General features: G+C 70.8%; 17 protein-coding genes and 2 tRNA genes. 14 read left to right on the forward strand and 5 right to left on the reverse strand.

Going from position 1 to position 19,631, the window contains the following annotated elements; translation table 11 throughout:
* Positions 1 to 37 precede the first annotated feature (37 nt).
* Positions 38 to 598: a CGNR zinc finger domain-containing protein gene (locus AB0L21_RS31225; RefSeq protein WP_365787822.1), complete on the reverse strand. Its 561-nt coding sequence runs from the start codon at positions 596 to 598 to the stop codon at positions 38 to 40.
* A 319-nt stretch (positions 599 to 917) separates the two neighbouring features.
* Positions 918 to 1,331 carry an SsgA family sporulation/cell division regulator gene (locus AB0L21_RS31230; RefSeq protein WP_004002642.1) on the reverse strand — a complete coding sequence of 138 codons (414 nt, stop codon included), beginning with the start codon at positions 1,329 to 1,331 and terminating at the stop codon, positions 918 to 920.
* 191 nt (positions 1,332 to 1,522) lie between these two features.
* Here AB0L21_RS31230 and AB0L21_RS31235 point away from each other — a divergent pair, with 191 nt between their 5' ends.
* From AB0L21_RS31235 to AB0L21_RS31280, 10 genes are all read left to right on the forward strand, one after another.
* Positions 1,523 to 1,999, forward strand: coding sequence for a TIGR02611 family protein (locus AB0L21_RS31235; protein WP_365787824.1), 477 nt, complete (start codon positions 1,523 to 1,525; stop codon positions 1,997 to 1,999).
* A gap of 84 nt (positions 2,000 to 2,083) precedes the next feature.
* Positions 2,084 to 2,155 (forward strand) — tRNA-Val (locus AB0L21_RS31240).
* 377 nt (positions 2,156 to 2,532) lie between these two features.
* Positions 2,533 to 3,705: an alpha/beta hydrolase gene (locus AB0L21_RS31245; protein WP_365787826.1), complete on the forward strand. Its 1,173-nt coding sequence runs from the start codon at positions 2,533 to 2,535 to the stop codon at positions 3,703 to 3,705.
* A gap of 609 nt (positions 3,706 to 4,314) precedes the next feature.
* Positions 4,315 to 5,598: a substrate-binding domain-containing protein gene (locus tag AB0L21_RS31250; protein ID WP_365704850.1), complete on the forward strand. Its 1,284-nt coding sequence runs from the start codon at positions 4,315 to 4,317 to the stop codon at positions 5,596 to 5,598.
* A gap of 11 nt (positions 5,599 to 5,609) precedes the next feature.
* Positions 5,610 to 6,569, forward strand: coding sequence for a sugar ABC transporter permease (locus tag AB0L21_RS31255; protein ID WP_365704848.1), 960 nt, complete (start codon positions 5,610 to 5,612; stop codon positions 6,567 to 6,569).
* Positions 6,566 to 7,480, forward strand: a complete 915-nt coding sequence (locus tag AB0L21_RS31260; protein ID WP_365704846.1) for a carbohydrate ABC transporter permease — start codon at positions 6,566 to 6,568, stop codon at positions 7,478 to 7,480. Before AB0L21_RS31255 ends, AB0L21_RS31260 begins: the two co-directional genes overlap by 4 nt.
* 3 nt (positions 7,481 to 7,483) lie before the next feature.
* The gene (locus tag AB0L21_RS31265) at positions 7,484 to 8,074 is read left to right on the forward strand and encodes a hypothetical protein (protein WP_365787828.1); all 591 of its coding nucleotides are present in this window, start codon (positions 7,484 to 7,486) and stop codon (positions 8,072 to 8,074) included.
* A gap of 100 nt (positions 8,075 to 8,174) precedes the next feature.
* Positions 8,175 to 10,913 (forward strand): Tat pathway signal sequence domain protein, encoded by a 2,739-nt coding sequence (locus tag AB0L21_RS31270; protein WP_365787830.1) that lies wholly within the window; start codon positions 8,175 to 8,177, stop codon positions 10,911 to 10,913.
* Positions 10,914 to 11,038: 125 nt separating this feature from the next.
* Complete coding sequence (locus tag AB0L21_RS31275; protein ID WP_365704840.1) at positions 11,039 to 11,485, forward strand: SRPBCC family protein; 447 nt, start codon at positions 11,039 to 11,041, stop codon at positions 11,483 to 11,485.
* 39 nt (positions 11,486 to 11,524) lie between these two features.
* Positions 11,525 to 11,596 (forward strand) — tRNA-Val (locus AB0L21_RS31280).
* A gap of 54 nt (positions 11,597 to 11,650) precedes the next feature.
* Here the strand turns inward: AB0L21_RS31280 and AB0L21_RS31285 are convergent.
* Positions 11,651 to 12,376 (reverse strand): 3'-5' exonuclease, encoded by a 726-nt coding sequence (locus AB0L21_RS31285; protein ID WP_365787832.1) that lies wholly within the window; start codon positions 12,374 to 12,376, stop codon positions 11,651 to 11,653.
* A 168-nt stretch (positions 12,377 to 12,544) separates the two neighbouring features.
* Here AB0L21_RS31285 and AB0L21_RS31290 point away from each other — a divergent pair, with 168 nt between their 5' ends.
* The 3 genes from AB0L21_RS31290 to thrS all read left to right on the forward strand — a co-directional run bounded on the left by AB0L21_RS31290 (position 12,545) and on the right by thrS (position 16,416).
* Positions 12,545 to 13,111 (forward strand): DUF4365 domain-containing protein, encoded by a 567-nt coding sequence (locus AB0L21_RS31290; RefSeq protein WP_365704836.1) that lies wholly within the window; start codon positions 12,545 to 12,547, stop codon positions 13,109 to 13,111.
* Positions 13,108 to 14,325 (forward strand): hypothetical protein, encoded by a 1,218-nt coding sequence (locus AB0L21_RS31295; RefSeq protein WP_365787834.1) that lies wholly within the window; start codon positions 13,108 to 13,110, stop codon positions 14,323 to 14,325. The genes AB0L21_RS31290 and AB0L21_RS31295 overlap by 4 nt, the downstream gene beginning before the upstream one ends.
* A gap of 114 nt (positions 14,326 to 14,439) precedes the next feature.
* Positions 14,440 to 16,416: a threonine--tRNA ligase gene (thrS, locus tag AB0L21_RS31300; RefSeq protein WP_365787836.1), complete on the forward strand. Its 1,977-nt coding sequence runs from the start codon at positions 14,440 to 14,442 to the stop codon at positions 16,414 to 16,416.
* Positions 16,417 to 16,444: 28 nt separating this feature from the next.
* Here thrS and AB0L21_RS31305 read toward each other — a convergent pair whose 3' ends face one another.
* Positions 16,445 to 17,119: an ion channel gene (locus AB0L21_RS31305; protein ID WP_365787838.1), complete on the reverse strand. Its 675-nt coding sequence runs from the start codon at positions 17,117 to 17,119 to the stop codon at positions 16,445 to 16,447.
* A 67-nt stretch (positions 17,120 to 17,186) separates the two neighbouring features.
* On the opposite strand from AB0L21_RS31305, the gene AB0L21_RS31310 reads away from it, so the two are divergent.
* Complete coding sequence (locus AB0L21_RS31310; RefSeq protein ID WP_365787840.1) at positions 17,187 to 17,747, forward strand: HIT domain-containing protein; 561 nt, start codon at positions 17,187 to 17,189, stop codon at positions 17,745 to 17,747.
* Between the two features lie 116 nt (positions 17,748 to 17,863).
* Here AB0L21_RS31310 and AB0L21_RS31315 read toward each other — a convergent pair whose 3' ends face one another.
* Complete coding sequence (locus AB0L21_RS31315; RefSeq protein ID WP_365787842.1) at positions 17,864 to 19,510, reverse strand: hypothetical protein; 1,647 nt, start codon at positions 19,508 to 19,510, stop codon at positions 17,864 to 17,866.
* Positions 19,511 to 19,631: the final 121 nt, after the last annotated feature.

A 19,631-nucleotide genomic window follows, 5' to 3' on the forward strand; every position in this document is an offset into this window, starting at 1 on the left:
CCGGGGCGGGCGCAGGACACCTCGGCCCGCCTCCTCCTCAGCCCGTCGCCTCCTTGCGCCGGGCCCGGTAGGCGGCGACGTGCAGCCGGTTGCCGCAGGTGCGGCTGTCGCAGTAGCGGCGCGAGCGGTTGCGGGACAGGTCCACGAAGGCCCGCCGGCAGTCCGGTGCCTCGCAGCGCCGCAGCCGTTCCTGCTCGCCGGCCACGACGAAGAAGGCGAGTGCCATCCCGCAGTCCGCGGCGAGATGGTCGGCCACGGAGGCGCCCGGTGCGAAGTAGTGCACATGCCAGTCATAGCCGTCGTGGTCGGTCAGACGGGGGGTGGTGCCCGCGGCGGCGACCAGTTCGTTGATCATCATGGCCGCGGACCGGGCGTCAGGCGCCGCGAAGATCGCCGCGAACCGCGCCCGGACCCTGCGCACCGCGGAGAGGTCGAACTCCGAGAGCACGCCGACATCGCTCATCTTGTGGTTTCGTACGAAATCCGTGAGAGCCGGGACATCGGGCAGTCCGTCCGCCGCCGCATCTTCCTCCGGCGCGGTGTTCACCAGATCCACCACGGTGTCGAGGGCGCACCGGGTGTCGTGGGTGATCAGCACGTTTCGCTCCCTGGCCTGGGGGGTCGGGCGGGCGCCCGCCGATGCTGGCCGATGGTAGCGACAACCGCGCCCACCGCACCCGTGTGTGCCCGACCTCTCGCTCGCCGGTAGAACGCCGCCGATCCCCCGAGGGGTTCCCAGGGCACGCCGTCCGGACGGAACGCGGTCGGACGTACACGGAGGGCAGCCGGACGCGCACAGCCCGACGCCGCCTCCGTGACGCTCACGGTGACGGCGCCTGCCTGTGCCGTATGCGGTTGTCTTGGCCCGAGCCGTCTCCCCGAGTGGACGGCGCCGGGCTGCTTGGAGGGGCCGCGACCTAGCTCTCCGCCAGGATGTGCGAGAGCTCCTGATCCAGGTCGAAGTGCCGGTGTTCCGTGCCGGGCGGCACGGCGGCGTCGGTTCGCTTCAGGAAGGACTCAAGGGCCCGCGCCGGGGCCTCGAGCAGCGCCTCCCCCTCCGGGGAGCTGAGGGCGATGCACACGACGCCCTGACCATGGCTGCGGGATGGCCAGACGCGGACGTCGCCGGTGCCGGTGGGCCGGTGAAGCCCCTCGGCGAGGAGGTCGCGGGCGAACACCCACTCGACGGTCTCCTCGGCTCCGGTGTGGAAGGTGGCGTGCACGGCGTAGGGGTCGGCCGTGTCGTACCGCAGGCCTGCGGGGACAGGCAGGGAGGACTCGCTCGACACAACGAGGCGCAGGTGCAGCTCGCAGCTGACCGTGGTGTTCATAAGCGCCAGGGCCTTTCGCTCAGTGTGCGCTCGGGGATTCGCACGTCGGCGAAATCGACATGCCACCTACGGTGCCGTTGTAAACCCCTCTGAGGGTTTTGCGTGTGTTTACGTAACTCTTCCGGCCGAGAACTCGTACCAGACCTACGACCATTCCAGTGACCGGATTCACTCGGGTAGGGTTTGTCTGTATGAATACGGGGAGTGACGATCCGGGCGAGGTCGCCGTGGCAGCGGACAAGGCGAGGACGGGCCGGCCGGAGGCCGGGCAGGAGACCGGGCACGAGGCCGAGCGCGGGCTCGGCTCACGGGCGCCGGAATTCGTCAAGGCCCGCCGGCTCCTGCACCTGAGCTGGCAGGTAGGGGTCTTCGTGGTCGGCCTCGCGGTGGTCGGCGCGGGGATCATCATGCTGCCGCTGCCCGGGCCCGGCTGGGTGGTGATCTTCGGAGGCATGGCCATCTGGGCGACCGAGTTCGTCTGGGCCCAGCTCGTGCTCCGCTGGACCAAACGCAAGATCACCGAAGCGGCCCACCGTGCCCTCGACCCCAAGGTGCGCCGCCGCAACATCACACTGACCGTGACCGGACTGGTGATCATCGGCGTGCTCGCCGGGATCTACCTGTGGAAGTTCGGCCTCGTCATGCCGTGGAAGATCAAGGACCAGTGACGCGGCTTCGCCGGCCGGCGGCACCCGCCGCCCGGCCCCGGTCGGACGCACCCCCTGACATGCGGTAATGTTCTTCCTGCGCCCGGGCGATTAGCTCAGTGGGAGAGCGCTTCGTTCACACCGAAGAGGTCACTGGTTCGAACCCAGTATCGCCCACCCGGACCGACGGCCCATCTGCGACCAGCAGGTGGGCCGTCGGCGTATGCGCGCCCTGTCGGCGGGCGGTGCGAGCGGGCGGGCCCAGGGCTCCCGCACCGTCGCGTTTTGCCGAACCGGCAACAACCCTCGTGCCCGCCGGGCCGCCCACCGGATCATCGAGAGGCACCCCGACCGACGGCCCGGGCGCCGGCCGTCGCACACCGGGCCGCCCGGCCACACCGTCACGACCGGCGGCCCGCCCCCCGGGCCACGCGCGCCCGGCGCCGACGTCCGCCCGGCCCTCACCGGCCCGCCGGGTGTGACGGGCCCGGGGTGGGGGTGGCACCACCTGCACCGCAGCTTCGGCCCACGTAGGCACACCACCAGGAGGACCCATGCAGCCCACCACCCCCGGTGCCGCCCCGGCCACCTCCTCCGGGGCTCCCAGCGCCGCCTCTGCCGCCTCCACCGGGGCTCCCGGCACCGCCCCCACGGTCGTCCCCGTCGCTCCCGCCGGCACTCCCCGCTCCGCCCCCGCCGGCACTTCGGGCACCGCTGCCCCCACCCACCACCTCCTCCCCACCCCGGCGGGCCGCACCCACGCCGTGCAACAGGGCGGCCACGGCCCCCTCGTGCTGCTCCTGCACGGCTTCCCGGAGTCCTGGTACACCTGGCGTCACCAGTTGCCGGTGCTCGCCGCCGCCGGTTACCGGGCGGTGGCGATCGACGTGCGTGGTTACGGCCGTTCGTCCAAGCCGGCGTCCGTGGACGCGTACCGGATGCTGGACCTGGTCGCGGACAACGTCGCCGTGGTGGAGGCGCTGGGTGAGGGGCCCGCGGTGGTCGTCGGGCACGACTGGGGCGCCTCGATCGCCGCCGTATCGGCACTGACCAGGCCGGACGTGTTCCGGGCCGTGGGTCTGCTGAGCGTGCCGTACACCCCGCCGGGTGGCCCGCGGCCCAGCGAGGTCTTCGCGGCGATGGCGGGGGGCGGGACCGGGGACGGGGCCCGGGATGGCGCCGGGGATGGCGCCGGGGAAGAGTTCTACGTCTCGTACTTCCAGCGGCCGGGCCGCGCGGAGGCCGAGATCGAGCCCGATGTGCGTGGGTGGCTCGCCGGTTTCTACGCGGCCCTGTCCGCCGACACCATGCCCGAGCCGGGCGCTCCCGCCCCGTACTTCGTCAGCCCCGGCGGCACACTGCGTGACCGTTTCCCGGTCGGCGTACTGCCGTCCTGGCTGGGGGAGCGGGACCTCGATGTGTACGCCGGGGAGTTCGAGCGGACCGGGATGACCGGGGCCCTGAACCGGTACCGCAATATGGACCGGGACTGGGCGGACCTGGCCGATCACGCGGGCGCCCCGATCACGCAGCCGTCGCTGTTCATCGGGGGTGAGCGGGACGCCTCCCTCGCCTGGCTGGCCGGCGCCCTGAAGGCCTTCCCCGAGACCCTGCCGGGGCTGCTCGGCTCGCACATCCTGGACGGATGCGGGCACTTCGTCCAGCAGGAACGCCCGGACGAGACGAACCGGATCCTGCTCGACTGGCTCACGTCCCTGCCGGCCTGACCGGTCCGGTCTGGCGGGTGGGTGGCTTGTGGGTCTGGTCGGTCCCCGGTCTGGCTGGTGGGTGGCTTGTGGGTCTGGTCGGTCCCCGGTCTGGCTGGTGGGGGGCCTGTGGGTCTGGTAGTCCTCCGCCTCGCGGGTCTGTGCCCTGTGGGCCCGGTCGCCGCCCGCGTTGCCCGTCTGCGACCTGCGGGCCAGATGGGTCCCCGCCTCCCCGGTCTGCGACCTGCGGGCCAGATGGGTCCCCGCCTCCCCGGTCTGCGACCTGCGGGCCAGATCGGCCCCCGCCTCGCCGGTCTGTCGCCTGCCGGCCTGGTCGGCGCCCCGCCTCGCGGATCTGCGCCTGTCAGCCCGATCCGTCCCAGTCTCACGGATCTTCCGTCTCTCGTCCCGATCGGCCCCGCCTGTCCGACCCCTCCGTCGGCCTGTCGGTCACCCTTCCCCTCACCAGGGGAAACGGCCGGCAGGCCGACCCGTCGCCCCGGCCGCCCGCAAGAAATCCTGTCCGAATCATTGACGCACCCCGGGCCCCTCCGTACCTTGTGCCAGCAAGCGCTTGCTTGAAACGATTCATGCGGTGTGCGGCGACGCTGCTGCGGGGAGGGCCCGACTGTGGGAACCAGGAATCTTGACAGGCGTACGATCCTGAAGGCGGCCGGGGCGTCGGCGGCCACGCTGGGGCTCGCCGCGACGACGGGGTGCGGAGGCGACAGCGGCTCCGGGAACGGGACGGTGACGATCCGTTACTCCTGGTGGGGTGCCGAGGAGCGGGCCAAGAAGATCAACCAGAGCATCGCGCTCTTCGAGGAGAAGTACCCGAAGATCAAGGTCAAGACGGACTTCCAGACGTACCAGTCCTTCTGGGAGAAGTTCCAGACGCAGGCCGCCGGCGGAAATCCCCCGGACGTTTTCCAAAACGCCGTCACATTCCTTAGGAAGTACGACAAGCGGGGAATTCTCCTCGATCTGAAGTCACAGGTGCAGGCCGGAAATCTGAGCCTGGATCACTTCCGCGAGGGTGTCACGAAGGTCGGCGAGGTCGACGGCAAGCAGCTCGGCGTTCCCGTCGGCTCCAACACCATGGCGCTCGTCATCGACAAGAAGGTCTTCCGGAAGGCGGGCGTCGAGCCGCGGCCCGGCTGGACCTGGGACGAGTACTTCAAGGCCCTGAAGACCGTCCACGACAAGACGAAGATCCCCGGGGACACCGGCTACTTCACCATCATGTACCTGTACGACCTCTACCTCCGCCAGAACGGCAAGGCGTTCTTCACCGACGACGGACTCGGCTTCGACAAGGCCGATCTGACGGAGTGGTGGACCGACGGCTACAACCGGGTCAAGGCCGGTCACGTCACCGACCCGAAGGTCGTCTCGCAGGACCAGCCCAAGTCCTCGCTCTCCGCCGGGCACGGCGCCTCGGAGTTCACCTGGGACAACTTCACCGTCCGCTACTCGGCGGAGGGCGACAGCGCGTACGGTCTCGCGCCGATCCCCACCACCGACGGCAAGCACACCGGCCAGTACCTCGCCTCCCTCATGCTCAGCGCCTCCGCCCGCACCTCCCACCCGAAGGAGGTGGCGCGGTTCATCGACTTCATGGTCCACGACCCCAGGGTCGGCAAGATCATGGGCTACGACCGGGGCATCCTCGCGAGCACCGAGCAGTACGAGGCCTACAAGCCGACCGACGCCATCAACAAGGAGATCGCGCGGTACGAGCAGGACACCGCCAAGTCCGGTGTCCTCGGCACGATCACCCCGCACCCCTCCGGTGCCGACACCATCGAGGCCGCCTTCCTGCGCATCGGCGGTGACCTCGGACAGGGCAAGGCGAAGGTCGCGGACGCGGTGAAGCAGTTCTTCACCGAGGCCGAGGCCGCCTTCCAGGCCTGAGGGGAACCGCCGTGACGCTCGTCAAGGACTCGGTGCCCGCGACCCGCGCGGCACGCTCGGCCGCCACCGCGAGGACGGGGCGGCCGGGCCGGCGGCGGGAGAACCTCGCCGGCTACCTCTTCATGTCCCCGTGGATCGCCGGCTTCCTGCTGCTGACCGCGGGCCCGATGACCGCCTCGCTGTACTTCGCGTTCACCGACTACAACCTCTTCACCACCCCGAAGTGGGTCGGGTTCGACAACTTCACCAAGATGTTCGACGACCCGAGATGGCAGAAGTCGGTGGAGGTGACGGCCAAGTACGTCGTCATCGGCACCCCGCTGAAGCTGCTGCTCGCCCTCGGCGTCGCCCTGCTCCTCGCCCAGAGCCGCCGCGGCCAGGCCTTCTACCGGGCCGCCTTCTACGCCCCCTCGCTCATCGGCGCGAGCGTCTCGGTCGGCTTCGTCTGGCGGTCCCTGTTCTCCGACGGAGCGATCGTGGACCGTACGCAGACCTTCCTCGGCTTCCACGTCGGCGGCTGGGTCGGCAACGCCGACTGGGTGCTGTACTGCCTGGTCGCGCTGACCGTGTGGCAGTTCGGGGCGCCCATGGTCATCTTCCTGGCCGGGCTCAAGCAGGTGCCCGGGGAGCTGTACGAGGCGGCCGAGATGGACGGCGCCGGGCCCTTCAGGAAGTTCTGGAACATCACCCTGCCGATGATCTCCCCGGTGCTCTTCTTCAACGTGCTGCTGGAGACCATCCACTCCTTCCAGATCTTCGGCTCCGCCTACGTCGTCTCCAACACCTACTGCGGACCGGCCGACGCCACGCTCGTCTACACCTGCTACCTGTACCAGCAGGGCTTCAAGAACTCCCAGATGGGCTTCGCCTCCGCCATGGCCTGGATGCTGCTGCTCGCCGTGGCCCTGGTGACGGCCGTCCTCTTCTGGTCCCAGAAGAAGTGGGTGCACTACGAGGAGGGCGCCCGATGAGCTCCCCCCGTCTCCCGGCTCCGCTCCAGCCGGGGGTACCCCCACCGACCACCACCAAGCCGTCCGCGCCGACCCGCCGGCGCACCGGCTCCCTCGCCTGGCACCTCGGTGCCCTGCTGATCCTGGCCGTCATCCTCTACCCGGTCGTCTGGGTGATCGGCGCCTCCTTCAAGCCGAGCAAGGGCATCATCAACAGCCTCACGCTGTTCCCCTCCCGGCCGATCCTGTCCAACTTCAAGGGTCTCGCCGACGGCATCGCGGACATCTCGATCTGGACGTTCTTCCAGAACTCGCTCTTCTACGCGGGCGGTGCGGTCGTCGGCGTCCTGATCTCCTGCTCGCTGACCGCGTACGCCTTCGCGCGCATCCGGTTCGCCGGGCGCAACCTGCTGTTCTCCCTCATGATCGGCACGCTCCTGCTGCCGTACCACGTGCTGCTCATCCCGCAGTACGTGATGTTCCAGAAGCTGGAGCTGGTCAACACCTATGTGCCGCTGCTGATCGGCAAGTACCTCGCCACCGAGGCCTTCTTCGTCTTCCTGATGGTGCAGTTCATGCGGAACCTGCCCCGTGAACTGGACGAGGCCGCCCGTCTCGACGGCTGCGGACACCTGCGCATCTACTGGTCGGTCGTGCTGCCGCTGTGCCGGCCCGCGCTCATCACCAGCGCGATCTTCACCTTCATCAACGCCTGGAACGACTTCATGGGCCCGCTGATCTACCTCAACGAGCCCGGCAAGTACACCGTGTCCCTGGGCCTGATGATGTTCCGCGACTCCGACGGCGTGGCCGCGAACTACGGCGGCATGATCGCCATGTCCCTGGTCGCGCTGCTGCCGGTGCTGCTGTTCTTCCTCGCCTTCCAGCGCTATCTCATCGACGGCATGGCGACGTCCGGACTGAAGGGCTGAGCCATGGCCGAAGCACGGGTGAAGCCGCACAGGGAGTCCCTGGTCGCGGAGCGGTTCGGGATCTTCGCCGAATGCCTGCTGACCGGGGTGTGGATCGCGGTGGCCTGCCTCGGGGTCGTCACCTACCCGGCCGCGTTCGCCGCCGGCGCCCGGCACCTGCGCCGCCGTACGGCCCAGCAGGGCGGCGGGTGGCGGGAGTTCACCGCCGACTTCCGGTCCGCGCTGCGCGGGGGGTGGGCGGTCGGTGTCGCCGGGTGGGCCGCCGCGCTGCTCGCCCGGGTGGACGTCCAGGCGGTGCGGGCCGGACTGCCCGGCGGCCCGCCGGCCGGGGCCGTAGGACTGTTCGCGCTGCTCGGGCTGGCCGTGGCCGGGCTGCGGGCGGCGGCGGTCTGGGCGCCGGGGGAGCGCTGGCGGGTGCTGTTCGCCGATGCCGGGCGGCGTACCGTCCGGGACCCCGCCGGCTCCTTCCTGCTCGTCGGCGGAGCCGTCCTGACCTGTACGTCCGCCCTGCTCATCGCCCCGCTCGCGGTTCCCGTGCTGGGGGCCGTCGCCGCGGCGGCCGTCGCCGTCGAGGAGCGGTACCGGCGCCGCTGAGCCCGCGGCGCCCGTCACTCAAGGCCGATGCCCTGAGCACCGTACCCCTCCCTGTCATGCCCCTGATCAGTACCCGTACGGAAGGAAGGCCGCCACTCCCATGTCTCCCATCCCCCGCAGGTCCCTCCTCAAGGCCGCCGCCGTCGCCGGAGCCGCCGCCCCGTTCAACTGGGCCCTGGGGACCAGGAGCGCCGAGGCCGCACCCGGAGCCGCCGGTGACGGCGCCGACCCGGTGACCCTGGACTGGCTGGAGGACGGCGGCCTCGGCGCGGCCCCCGGCGCCACCGTCGGCGTGCCCTGGCCCATGGGCGCCCACCAGGAGGACCAGACCTTCGCCGTCACGGCCGCCGACGGCAAGGCCGTCCCCGTCCAGACCTGGCCGCTCGCCTACTGGCCCGACGGCTCCCTCAAGTGGACGGCCCACGCGGTCAGTTCCGGCAGCGGGAAGCTCACGCTCGCCGCGGGCACCCCCGCCGAACCCGCGAAGAAGGTGACCGTCGACACAAGCGGCGGCACCGTCGACGTCTCCACCGGCGTCATCACCGCGAAGATCGGCAAGAACGGATCCACGATCGTCAAGTCCGTCACCCGCGGCTCCACGGAGATCGCCAGGAACGGCAGGCTCGTCCTGATCCGGCAGCCCGAGATCGAGGACGAGGACCAGGGCACGGTCAGGACCGAGCGGTTCGACGGCGCGGTCTTTGAGGTCACCGTCGAACAGGACGGCCCGGTCCGGGCCGTCGTCCGTGTCGACGGCAAGCACCGCAGGGGCGAACTCGGCTGGCTGCCGTTCTCCCTCCGCCTCTACTTCTACGCCGGCTCCGACTCCTTCCGCATGGTGCACACCATCACCTACGACGGCACCCAGGAACCCGGCAAGGCATCCGGCGACTTCATCCGCGGCCTCGGCGTCCGCTTCACCGTCCCGATGCGCGACGCGGCCTACGACCGGCACATCCGCATCGGCGGCGAGGGCACCGGCCTGCTCCGCGAGGCCGTCCAGGGCATCACCGGACTGCGCCGCGACCCCGGCGCCGCCGTGCAGGCGGCGCAGTACGAGGGGAAGAAGCTGCCCGACCCGGCCACCTGGGACCAGCGGGTGACGACCCGCCTGCAGTACATCCCGCACTGGGGCGACTACACCCTCGCCCAGCTGTCCGCCGACGGCTTCACCGTGCGCAAGCGCACCAAGAAGGGCCACGGCTGGATCGCCGCCGGCGGTGGCAGGCGGGCCTCCGGCTTCGGCTACGTCGGCGGCACGAGCGGCGGCCTCTCCTTCGGCCTGCGGGACTTCTGGGAGAAGTTCCCCGCCCAGCTCGACGTCCGCGACGCCCACACCGACGAGGCCACCGTCACCCTCTGGCTCTGGTCGCCCGAGGCCCAGCCCATGGACCTGCGCTTCTACCACGACGGCATGGGCCAGGACACCTACGCCGAACAGCTCGAAGGCCTCAACATCACCTACGAGGACTACGAGCCCGGGTTCGGCACCCCCTACGGCATCGCCCGCACCTCCGAACTCCTCTTCTGGGCCAACGACTCCACCCCGGCCGCCGAGACCCTCGCCCGGCAGGCCGAAGCCGTACGGGTGCTGCCCCAGCTCGCCGCCCCGCCCGGACAGCTCATCAAGGCAAAGGTCTTCGGCCCCGGCCTGTACGCCGAGCCGGACCGCTCCACCCCGGCCAAGGCGAAGATCGAGGACCACCTCGACTTCCTCTTCACCTACTACAAGGACCAGGTGGAGATGCGCCGCTGGTACGGCTTCTGGGACTACGGCGACATCATGCACACCTACGACTCCGCCCGGCATGTGTGGCGGTACGACATCGGCGGCTACGCCTGGGACAACTCCGAACTCTCGCCGGACCTGTGGCTCTGGTACGCGTACCTGCGTTCCGGCCGGTCCGACATCTTCCGCTTCGCCGAGGCGATGACCCGGCACACCGGCGAGGTCGACGTCTACCACCTCGGGAAATGGGCCGGCCTCGGCACCCGGCACGGCGTGCAGCACTTCGCCGACAGCGCCAAACAGCAGCGCATCGCCAACACCACGTACCGGCGCTTCTACTACTTCCTCACCGCCGACGAACGCGTCGGCGACCTCATGCACGCCAACGTCGACTCCGACGAGACCTTCCTCGTCCTCGACCCGCAGCGCAAGGTCCGCACCGACCCCTACACCCCCGACCGGCACGCCCTGTCCATCGGCTTCGGCACCGACTGGAGCGGCCTGGTGTCGGCCTGGCTGACCGAGTGGGAACGCAAGGGCCCCAAGTGGGAGAAGGCCAAGGCGCGCGTGCTGTCCACCATGGAGGGCATCGCCGCCCAGCCCAACGGCTTCGTCCAGGGCAGCGGCCTGTACGACCTCGACACCGGGAAGTTCGCCGTCGCCGACAAGCCGGTGGTCTCCGTCTCCCACCTCTCGGCCGTCTTCGGGCTGAACGAGCTGTGCGCCGAGCTGATCCACCTCGTCGACATGCCGAAGTTCAAGGAGGCCTACCTGGACTACTGCCGCTACTTCAACGCCACCAAGGCCGAGCAGACCGCACGCTACGGCTCCCACTTCGGCACCCTGCTGCTCTTCCAGGGCCACTCGCGTCTCGACGCCTACGCCGCCGTCCAGACCGGCGACGCGGCCCTGGCCAGGCGGGCCTGGGCCAAGTTCTACGGCTCCGACGGCTACACCGAGTCCTCCCCCTGGAAGACCGGGAAGCTGACCGGACCGGCCACCCTGGTCGAAGGGAGCGAGGCGGCCTGGGTGTCCACCAACGACACCGCCCTCTACGGCCTCGCCGCCATCGAGAACCTGGCCCTGCTCGGCGACACGATGCCGGCCTGACCGGAACTGGGGGAGCGCCGCTGCACGGGCGGCGGCGCTCGCGCCCCCAGTGTGACGCCGGCCATGGCCCCGCGCATGAGTACCCGTACTCACATCTCCGCACCTCTTCGCGCCACACTCGACCCATGGACTGGAACCACTACCGCTTCCGCAGCGTGTGGCCCCTGCCCGCCCCGCCGGCCACCGTGTACGCGGCACTGGAGCGGGCCGAGGACTATCCCCGCTGGTGGCCGCAGGTGCGGGCGGTGACCCGGCGGGACGACGGCACCGGCGTGATCACCATCCGGTCCGCGCTGCCGTACGCCCTCACGTCCACCGTGCGGGAGACCCGCCGGGACCCGGCCGCCGGCGTCCTGGAGGTCACCCTGTCCGGCGACATCGACGGCTGGGCCCGCTGGACGGTCACCCCCGGCGGCCCCGGCACCCTCGCCCGCTACGACCAGGAGGTCCGCGTCCGCAAGCCCCTGCTCAGGCGGCTCGCCCTGCCGGGACGGCCGCTCTTCCGCCTCAATCACCGGCTGATGATGCGGGCCGGACGGCGCGGACTGCTGCGCCACCTGCGAGCGGTTTGAAGGAACCCCGCCGGGACCTGTATTGTTCAGTGCGTTCCCGGGCGATTAGCTCAGTGGGAGAGCGCTTCGTTCACACCGAAGAGGTCACTGGTTCGAACCCAGTATCGCCCACCGGGAAAGGCCGGTCCGCCGTCGCGGACCGGCCTTCTTCATGCCGCCGAGCCCTCACGCCGCCGCCGGCAGCTCCGGCCTGAGCGGCCACTCCGTGCTGACGACCTCCTCCGAGCCGCTGCGCGCGAACCACGCCTGCAAGCCCCGCGCCTGCGCCGCGTGCCAGTTCGCCTGCAGCGTGTGCAGGTCGGCGGGGGACAGCCGCTCCAGCCGGGTCGCGAACCGGCGGCCCAGCGCCCGTACGACATCCATCGCGGCCAGCGCGTCCGCCGCCGCGTCATGCGCGTCCTGCAGCGTCACGCCGTAGTGCGCGCACAGGTCCGTCAGCGTGCGCCGGCCCTTGCGGTACCGGTCCAGATGCTTGTCCAGCACCCGCGGGTCCAGCACCCTGAGCGGCACCGACTCGAACCAGCGGTCCAGCGACGACGCCCGGTGCCGGCGCAACTCCCGGTCCAGCAGCGTCAGATCGAACGGCGCGTTCATCACCACCAGCGGCCGGCCCAGCGCCGCGTGCTCGGCCAGCTGCTCGGCTATCTCGTACATCACCGGGGCCGGCCAGCGCCCGTTGTGCTGCAGGTGCTCCTCCGTCAGCCCGTGCACCGCCGTCGCCGCCTCCGGCACCGGCACACCCGGGTTCACCAGCCACCGGGTGATCCGGGGCCGGGTCCCCGGCGCGTCCTGGACGACGACGGCGGCCGACACGATCCGGTCGGTCTCGACGTCCACGCCCGTCGTCTCCGTGTCGAAGGCGGCCAGCGGCCCTTCGTACCAGGTCGTCATCCCAACCCAACTCCTCGTTCACCCACGGCAGGTGACGTTCCGTCTTCTGCCCGTTTGGTGATACCCGGGCCGTTTGCGACGTACGCCGGGAGGAGACAACAGGAGTACGGGTCTTTGCAGTTCAGCGGCCCACAGCGGGGAAACCCTTGCCTTGGAAGGCTGTTGGTCATGGCCATAGCGCAGCCCGAGCGGGGCGGGCTGCTGCCCGAACGTCCGGGCCACCTTCGCGGCTCGCTCGCCACCACCGCCTGCATGGAGACACTGCAGGTCGGCTATCTGCACGCGGTCGCCGCCGCGGCCGGCTGCTCGCTGTCCCAGCCCTTTCCGGACAACGGCATCGACTGGCACGTCAGCCACAGCGCGCCCGGACACACCGTCGACGACGAGGTCACGATCAAGGTGCAGCTCAAGGCCACCTACCAGGTCCCGCCGAACCCTCCGGGGCGCTCCTTCTCCTTCACCCTCGACAACGACCACCTGCGCAAACTCGCCCGCACCCCCGTCTCGGTCCACAAAATCCTGGTCGTCATGCTCGTGCCCCGCTCCCAGGGCGACTGGCTGCGCGCCAGCCACGACCGCCTCGACCTGAGGCACTGCTGCTACTGGATCAACCTCGCCGGCCACCCCGTCACCGGCCGCAACCGGACCACCGTGCGGATACCGACCTCACGCATCTTCGACGACCGGGCGCTCTGCGAGATCATGACGCGCGTCGGGACGGGAGGCAGACCATGAGGAACCGTCCCTGTGACGAGCCGGTACGGCAGGTCCGGCCGCACCCCGACGACCTCCCCTGGAACCGGCCGCCCCAGCCCGCCGACGTCGACCCCGCCGTACTCGGCGCCCTGCTGCACCGGCACGGCTGGCAGCGGCGCGGCGGAGCGGCCGGGCGCTACGGCCGCTGGACCCCGCCGGGCCCGGGCGGCGCCGGGACCAGCCTGCTCGTCCCCGAGAACCGCGCCTTCCCCGACAGCGACGACCTGCTCGGCGAGGCCCTCGACGCCCTCGCCCGCAGCCATGCCCCCTCCGCGCGCGAGGTCCTGATCTCCCTCGCCGTACCCAGCGACGAGATCCGCTGGTGGCGCGACACCCCGAGCGGACCCGCCGGCGCCGCCCCGTGGACCGCCGACGACCATCTGCGCGGCGCCGCCCGGCAGACGCTGTTCGCCGCCGCGCTCGCCACACGCGCGCGTGCCGGCTACCACGGCGCCCGCCACCGCCGCTCCGCCGCCGCCCTCCTGGACGAGGTCCTCGTCGGCCCCGTCACCGAGGGCCGCGCCCTCACCGCCTTCGTCCCCGTGCCCACCGGCCGCCCCCTCGCCGTCCGCCTCCACCAGGCCCTCCACGCCGCCCGCGAGGCCATCGACTACCGGCGGGCCACCGGCGGCATGGACGCCTTCGACGGCGCCGTCGAGGCCGGCGTCAGCCGTGAGCTGACCGAGGCGCTCAGCGCGCTCGTCCGCGGCACCGAGGGCGCCCGCGTCGCCGTCGCCTGGGCGCCCGGCGCCGGTGTTCCGGAAGGCTGCGCCCCCTCCGCGGAACCCGTCGAGTTCTCACCCGGCGACCTGCCCGCGCTCCGCGAGGCCGCCGCCCGCTACCTGCGCGCGGAACCCTCCGTCCCGGTCCGCGTCACCGGCGCCGTCGTCCGCATGCGCCGCTTCGGTCCCGGCGGCGAGGGCACCGTACGCCTGCGCGTCCTCGCCGGCGCCGACGTCCCGCACCTGCGCGTCACCCTGGACGAGGAGGACTACCGCATCGCCGGCCACGCCCACCTCGTCGGCCTCCCCGTCCGCGTGCACGGTCGGCTGGAGAGCCGTGGCGGCTTCCGCAGGCTCACCGGCGCCTCCGGCGTCGTACCCGTGCAGGTGGACGAGGGCGAGCGGGAGCGGCTGATGAAGTCCCTCCAGGAGAACCTCGACTTCTTCGAGGAGGCCTGCGGTGAGGAGTGAGGGGCGGGCGACCGAGGGTGACCGTTTCGCGGTCGGTGCCGTCGGGTCGGTACGATCGCCTGTGCGCGCGCTCCTGGTATGGCGCCGCACCCCACCTTCAGTCAGGAGAGACCGGTGTCAGACGTCCGTGTGATCATCCAACGCGATTCCGAGCGGGAAGAACGCGTGGTGACGACGGGCACTACGGCCGCCGACCTCTTCGCGGGCGAGCGCTCGATCATCGCCGCGCGCGTGGGCGGCGAGCTGAAGGACCTCACCTACGCACTGTCCGACGGCGACGAGGTCGAGGGCGTCGAGATCTCGTCCGAGGACGGCCTGAACATCCTGCGCCACTCCACCGCGCACGTCATGGCGCAGGCCGTGCAGGAACTCTTCCCCGAGGCCAAGCTGGGCATCGGCCCGCCCGTCAAGGACGGCTTCTACTACGACTTCGATGTCGAGAAGCCGTTCACGCCCGAGGATCTCAAGGCCATCGAGAAGAAGATGCAGGAGATCCAGAAGCGCGGGCAGCGCTTCTCCCGCCGTGTCGTCACCGACGAGGCCGCCCGCGAGGAACTGGCCGACGAGCCGTACAAGCTGGAGCTGATCGGCCTCAAGGGGTCGGCGTCACACGATGACGGCGCGGACGTCGAGGTGGGCGCCGGCGAGCTGACGATCTACGACAACCTGGACGCCAAGACCGGCGAGCTGTGCTGGAAGGACCTGTGCCGCGGTCCGCACCTGCCCTCGACCCGGCTGATCCCCGCGTTCAAGCTGATGCGCAACGCGGCCGCCTACTGGCGCGGCAGCGAGAAGAACCCGATGCTCCAGCGCATCTACGGCACCGCGTGGCCGTCCAAGGACGAGCTGAAGCAGTACCTGGACTTCCTCGCCGAGGCCGAGAAGCGCGACCACCGCAAGCTCGGCACCGAGCTGGACCTCTTCTCGATCCCCGAGCAGATCGGCTCCGGCCTCGCCGTCTTCCACCCCAAGGGCGGCATCGTCCGCCGGGTCATGGAGGACTACTCGCGGCGCCGCCACGAGGAAGAGGGCTACGAGTTCGTCTACACCCCGCACGCGACGAAGGGGAAGCTCTTCGAGACGTCCGGGCACCTGGACTGGTACGCCGAGGGCATGTACCCGCCCATGCAGCTCGACGAGGGCGTGGACTACTACCTCAAGCCCATGAACTGCCCGATGCACAACCTGATCTTCGACGCGCGTGGCCGTTCGTACCGCGAACTGCCGCTGCGCCTCTTCGAGTTCGGGACCGTGTACCGGTACGAGAAGTCGGGCGTCGTGCACGGCCTGACCCGCGCGCGGGGCTTCACGCAGGACGACGCGCACATCTACTGCACCCGTGAGCAGATGTCCGACGAGCTGGACAAGACGCTCACCTTCGTCCTCGGCCTGCTGCGGGACTACGGTCTGACCGACTTCTACCTGGAGCTGTCCACCAAGGACCCGGAGAAGTTCGTCGGCTCCGACGAGGTCTGGGAGGAGGCGACCGAGACCCTGCGCCAGGTCGCCGAGAAGCAGGGCCTGCCCCTCGTCCCCGACCCGGGCGGTGCCGCCTTCTACGGCCCGAAGATCTCCGTCCAGACCAAGGACGCCATCGGCCGCACCTGGCAGATGTCGACCATCCAGCTCGACTTCAACCTGCCCGAGCGGTTCAACCTGGAGTACACGGGTCCGGACGGCTCCAAGCAGCGCCCGGTCATGATCCACCGTGCGCTGTTCGGCTCCATCGAGCGCTTCTTCGCCGTCCTGCTGGAGCACTACGCGGGTGCCTTCCCGGCGTGGCTGGCGCCGGTCCAGGCGATCGGCATCCCGATCGGCGACGCGCACGTGGAGTACCTGCGGAAGTTTGCGACCGCGGCCAAGAAGCAGGGCCTGCGCGTCGAGGTGGACTCCTCCTCGGACCGCATGCAGAAGAAGATCCGCAACGCCCAGAAGCAGAAGGTGCCCTTCATGGTCATCGCGGGCGACGAGGACATGTCGAACGGCTCGGTGTCCTTCCGCTACCGCGACGGCTCGCAGGAGAACGGCATCCCGTTCGACGAGGCCATCGCGAAGATCGCGAAGGTGGTCGAGGAGCGGACCCAGGTCTGAACCGCCTGAGCCTTGAGGGCCCCCGGTATCACGGTCCCGGGGGCCCTTCCCTTTCCTCGTCCCCCTCCCGCGAGAACCGCTGGAGCAGCAGCGAGGAGAACGAGCCCGTCACCGCGCCCAGCAGGGCGAGGCCGCAGGCCATGAGGGCGACGGCGATGGTGCGGCCCCAGGGGGTGACGGGGGTGACGTCGCCGTAGCCGACGGTCGCCAGTGTCGAGCAGGTCCACCACACCGAGTCGCCGAACGTACGGATCGTGGCGTGCGGGGCCCCGCGTTCCTGCTGGTACACGGCGAGCGCGCCGGAGAAGCCCAGCAGCAGTGCGGACAGGCCGGCGTAGAGCACCACGCGCGCGTGCAGTGTGAGCCGGGCGCGGCCCCGCCTGCGCTGGACCACGTCGTACAGCCGCACGATGCGCAGCGGCCACAGCAACGGCAGCAGCATGACCAGCGTGTCCAGCCAGTGGCAGGTCACGAAGCTGAGCCCGCGGCCGCTCAGCCGCCAGCGCACCGCGTAGTCGACGACGAACACCGCCCAGGCGGCCCCGGTGATCACCCGCAGGACGTCGTGTGCGGTCGGGGGCAGGCCCTCCACCAGCACATGCGCCGCGTAGCCGGCGAGGTAGAGCAGCGACGCGATGCCGAGCGGCAGCGCGGCGCGCCCCTCCCAGCGTTCCCAGCGCCGCGTACGGCTGTCGTCGTCCACCGGCCAAGCTTGGCCGGAGACCGTCGGCCGGCCGCCCCGGCGACACGCCGGGAAGGGGTGAAGCCATATGCTGCCTAGCATGACGAGTGAGCCGGAGCAGCAGATCGGAGTGGGGACGCAGGACGCGTTCCAGCGCCTGTGGACGCCCCACCGGATGGCCTACATCCAGGGCGAGAACAAGCCGACCGGCCCGGGGGCCGGCGACGGCTGCCCCTTCTGCTCGATTCCGGCCAAGTCGGACGAGGACGGGCTGATCGTCCGGCGCGGTGAGCATGTGTACGCCGTGCTCAACCTGTACCCGTACAACGGCGGCCATCTGATGACCGTGCCGTACCGGCATGTGGCCGACTACACGGATCTGACCGGGCCGGAGACCGCCGAGCTGGCGGAGCTGACCAAGGAGGCGATGACCGCTCTGCGGACCGCGTCCGGCGCGCAGGGTTTCAACATCGGCATGAACCAGGGCGCGGTCGCGGGTGCCGGCATCGCCGCGCATCTGCACCAGCACATCGTTCCGCGCTGGGGCGGCGACACGAACTTCATGCCGGTCGTGGGCCACACCCGGGTGCTGCCGCAGCTGCTGGCGGACACCCGGAAGATGCTGGCGGAGGCCTGGCCGGCGGCATGAACAGCCTGTCCGGCGTGTGAGGACGAGGCCGTTCACGGCCGATGCGGGGGTCTGGGGGCTGCGGGCCCCAGTGACCACGGCCCACGCGCACCCGCACCGGCCGGGCCGCCGGAGGCCTACGCGTCGTAGAGGTCTGCCTTCTTCGGCGTCGGGTCCTGGACGTTGCCGCTGAGGAAGGCCGAGCGGGCGCCGAACTTCTCCGTGTTCACGCCGTTCTCCTCCAGGTGCTTGATCGCGGCGGAGTGGACCACGCGCAGCACCGGTGTGGCCGCGCGCAGCGCGTCGTCGGCCATGAAACGGTGGCGCCACGGCTGGTCGGCCCAGGCGTGCCGCAGGCCGAACGGCTCGGGCAGGCCGAGCGAGCCGCCGAGCCAGTTCAGCAGCGGCGGGTACCAGGTCAGCGGGGCGCGCACGGCGAGCCGTACGACCTCGTCGGGGGTGACCAGCGGCAGCTTGACCGTGCGGTTCTCCCAGGGCTTGAGGGACTTGGCGACTTCCTTGGTCGGCGCCTCCGGCTTGCTGGTGAACAGCGGGTTCACCGGTCCCAGCGCGTGCCCGGTGACCTCGATGCGCAGCGTCTCGTGCAGCACGGTGACGGTGATCAGCATGGTGATGACCAGCTGTCCGTCCCAGAGCGTCCACTGCACGCCCAGGTAGTGCCGGTCGCCGCTGCCGAACTGCTGCTTGTTGCAGATGTCCTGTATGGCGTGCGGCTTGACCTGGAAGGCCTCGACGTCGGTGCCCTCGGGCCGGGACACCGCCGTGGCCTTCTCGCCGATCGGGGTGACGATCCAGTGCCGTATGGACGGCTTGGGGAAGCCGCCGGTGTTCAGCGGGCCGCGCTCCAGGAGGGACAGCTGGTCGTGGATGGCGCGTATGACGTCCCAGCTGCGGAAGGGGTGGATCTCCCGGCTGGGGTCGGCGGGCACGAGGTCCTCGGCGAGCTGCCAGGCGCCCCAGCGGGTGCCCATGCCGAGTATGCCCTTGGGGCCGGCGTAGAAGACCGAGTTGGACCGCTGCTCGGCGCTCAGCCGGGCCAGTGACTGGCGCAGCTCCTCCGCGGCGGTCTGGCCGGGGCCGTGCGGCACGGCCTCCGGGACCTTGGCGCCGACGCTGGTGCCGGAGAGCAGGCCGTCCCAGCGGGCCCGCAGGTCCTTCGCGGTGCGCTCGCAGATCTGCTTGGCCCAGAACCAGCCGAGCACGGGGACGATCACGGACGCGCGGGCGTACCACGCCCAGAAGCCGGAGAACGGCATCTTGATCAGGAACAGCGCGGCGAGCACACCGACGCCCAGCAGGAGCGCGGTGGCCAGTGCCCCGGCCCGCTTGTCGTCGCGCCTGGTGACGAAGGTGCGCAACTGGAAGACGAGCAGCCAGCCGATCATCCCGGGCAGGAAGAGCAGGCCGCAGACGACGGTGATGGCGGTCAGGCGGTTGTCGCGCTCCCGGCGGATGTTGTTGGCGGCCAGGGCGTGTTCCACGACGAACTGCGGTTCGGAGCCGAAGGACTGGATGAGCGGTTTGCGGCCGGGGGCGAGCATCCGGTCGACGAGGGCCCGGGAGAACGCCTCACCGAGATTGGGCCGCAACAGCTTGATCCGGCCGGGCTTGACGGTCGACTGGTGCCACTCGTTGTCGGCCTTCTTGATCTCCTCGACCGGGCTGTCCCGGTACGCCGCGGAGGCCAGCGCGGAGGTCGCCGCCTGCCCCTCGTCGCCCGAGACGGGTACCTGGGGCCCGTCCCACTCCGTTCCAAACGACATTCCCGCCCCCATCGCCGCCGGTGCCCATCCTGCGGCCTTCCCGACTTCCCTGCTCCGCACACCTGTTGGACCGGTCGCCGTGCCGACACCGGTCGGCTGCCGGTCGGTTGCGGCACGACGA

The sequence above is a fragment of the Streptomyces sp. NPDC052721 genome (genome assembly GCF_040678315.1).
In the GTDB taxonomy this organism is placed as follows: Bacteria; Actinomycetota; Actinomycetes; order Streptomycetales; family Streptomycetaceae; genus Streptomyces.

What these genes read in the sequence shown, in the direction of transcription:
- AB0L21_RS31230 (WP_004002642.1), bottom strand. Translation starts at nt 1,331, where the DNA reads ATGAACACCACGGTCAGCTGCGAGCTGCACCTGCGCCTCGTTGTGTCG.
- AB0L21_RS31235 (WP_365787824.1), top strand. Translation starts at nt 1,523, where the DNA reads ATGAATACGGGGAGTGACGATCCGGGCGAGGTCGCCGTGGCAGCGGAC.
- AB0L21_RS31245 (WP_365787826.1), top strand. Translation starts at nt 2,533, where the DNA reads ATGCAGCCCACCACCCCCGGTGCCGCCCCGGCCACCTCCTCCGGGGCT.
- AB0L21_RS31260 (WP_365704846.1), top strand. Translation starts at nt 6,566, where the DNA reads ATGAGCTCCCCCCGTCTCCCGGCTCCGCTCCAGCCGGGGGTACCCCCA.
- AB0L21_RS31265 (WP_365787828.1), top strand. Translation starts at nt 7,484, where the DNA reads ATGGCCGAAGCACGGGTGAAGCCGCACAGGGAGTCCCTGGTCGCGGAG.
- AB0L21_RS31270 (WP_365787830.1), top strand. Translation starts at nt 8,175, where the DNA reads ATGTCTCCCATCCCCCGCAGGTCCCTCCTCAAGGCCGCCGCCGTCGCC.
- AB0L21_RS31275 (WP_365704840.1), top strand. Translation starts at nt 11,039, where the DNA reads ATGGACTGGAACCACTACCGCTTCCGCAGCGTGTGGCCCCTGCCCGCC.
- AB0L21_RS31285 (WP_365787832.1), bottom strand. Translation starts at nt 12,376, where the DNA reads ATGACGACCTGGTACGAAGGGCCGCTGGCCGCCTTCGACACGGAGACG.
- AB0L21_RS31290 (WP_365704836.1), top strand. Translation starts at nt 12,545, where the DNA reads ATGGCCATAGCGCAGCCCGAGCGGGGCGGGCTGCTGCCCGAACGTCCG.
- AB0L21_RS31295 (WP_365787834.1), top strand. Translation starts at nt 13,108, where the DNA reads ATGAGGAACCGTCCCTGTGACGAGCCGGTACGGCAGGTCCGGCCGCAC.
- AB0L21_RS31310 (WP_365787840.1), top strand. Translation starts at nt 17,187, where the DNA reads ATGCTGCCTAGCATGACGAGTGAGCCGGAGCAGCAGATCGGAGTGGGG.
- AB0L21_RS31315 (WP_365787842.1), bottom strand. Translation starts at nt 19,510, where the DNA reads ATGTCGTTTGGAACGGAGTGGGACGGGCCCCAGGTACCCGTCTCGGGC.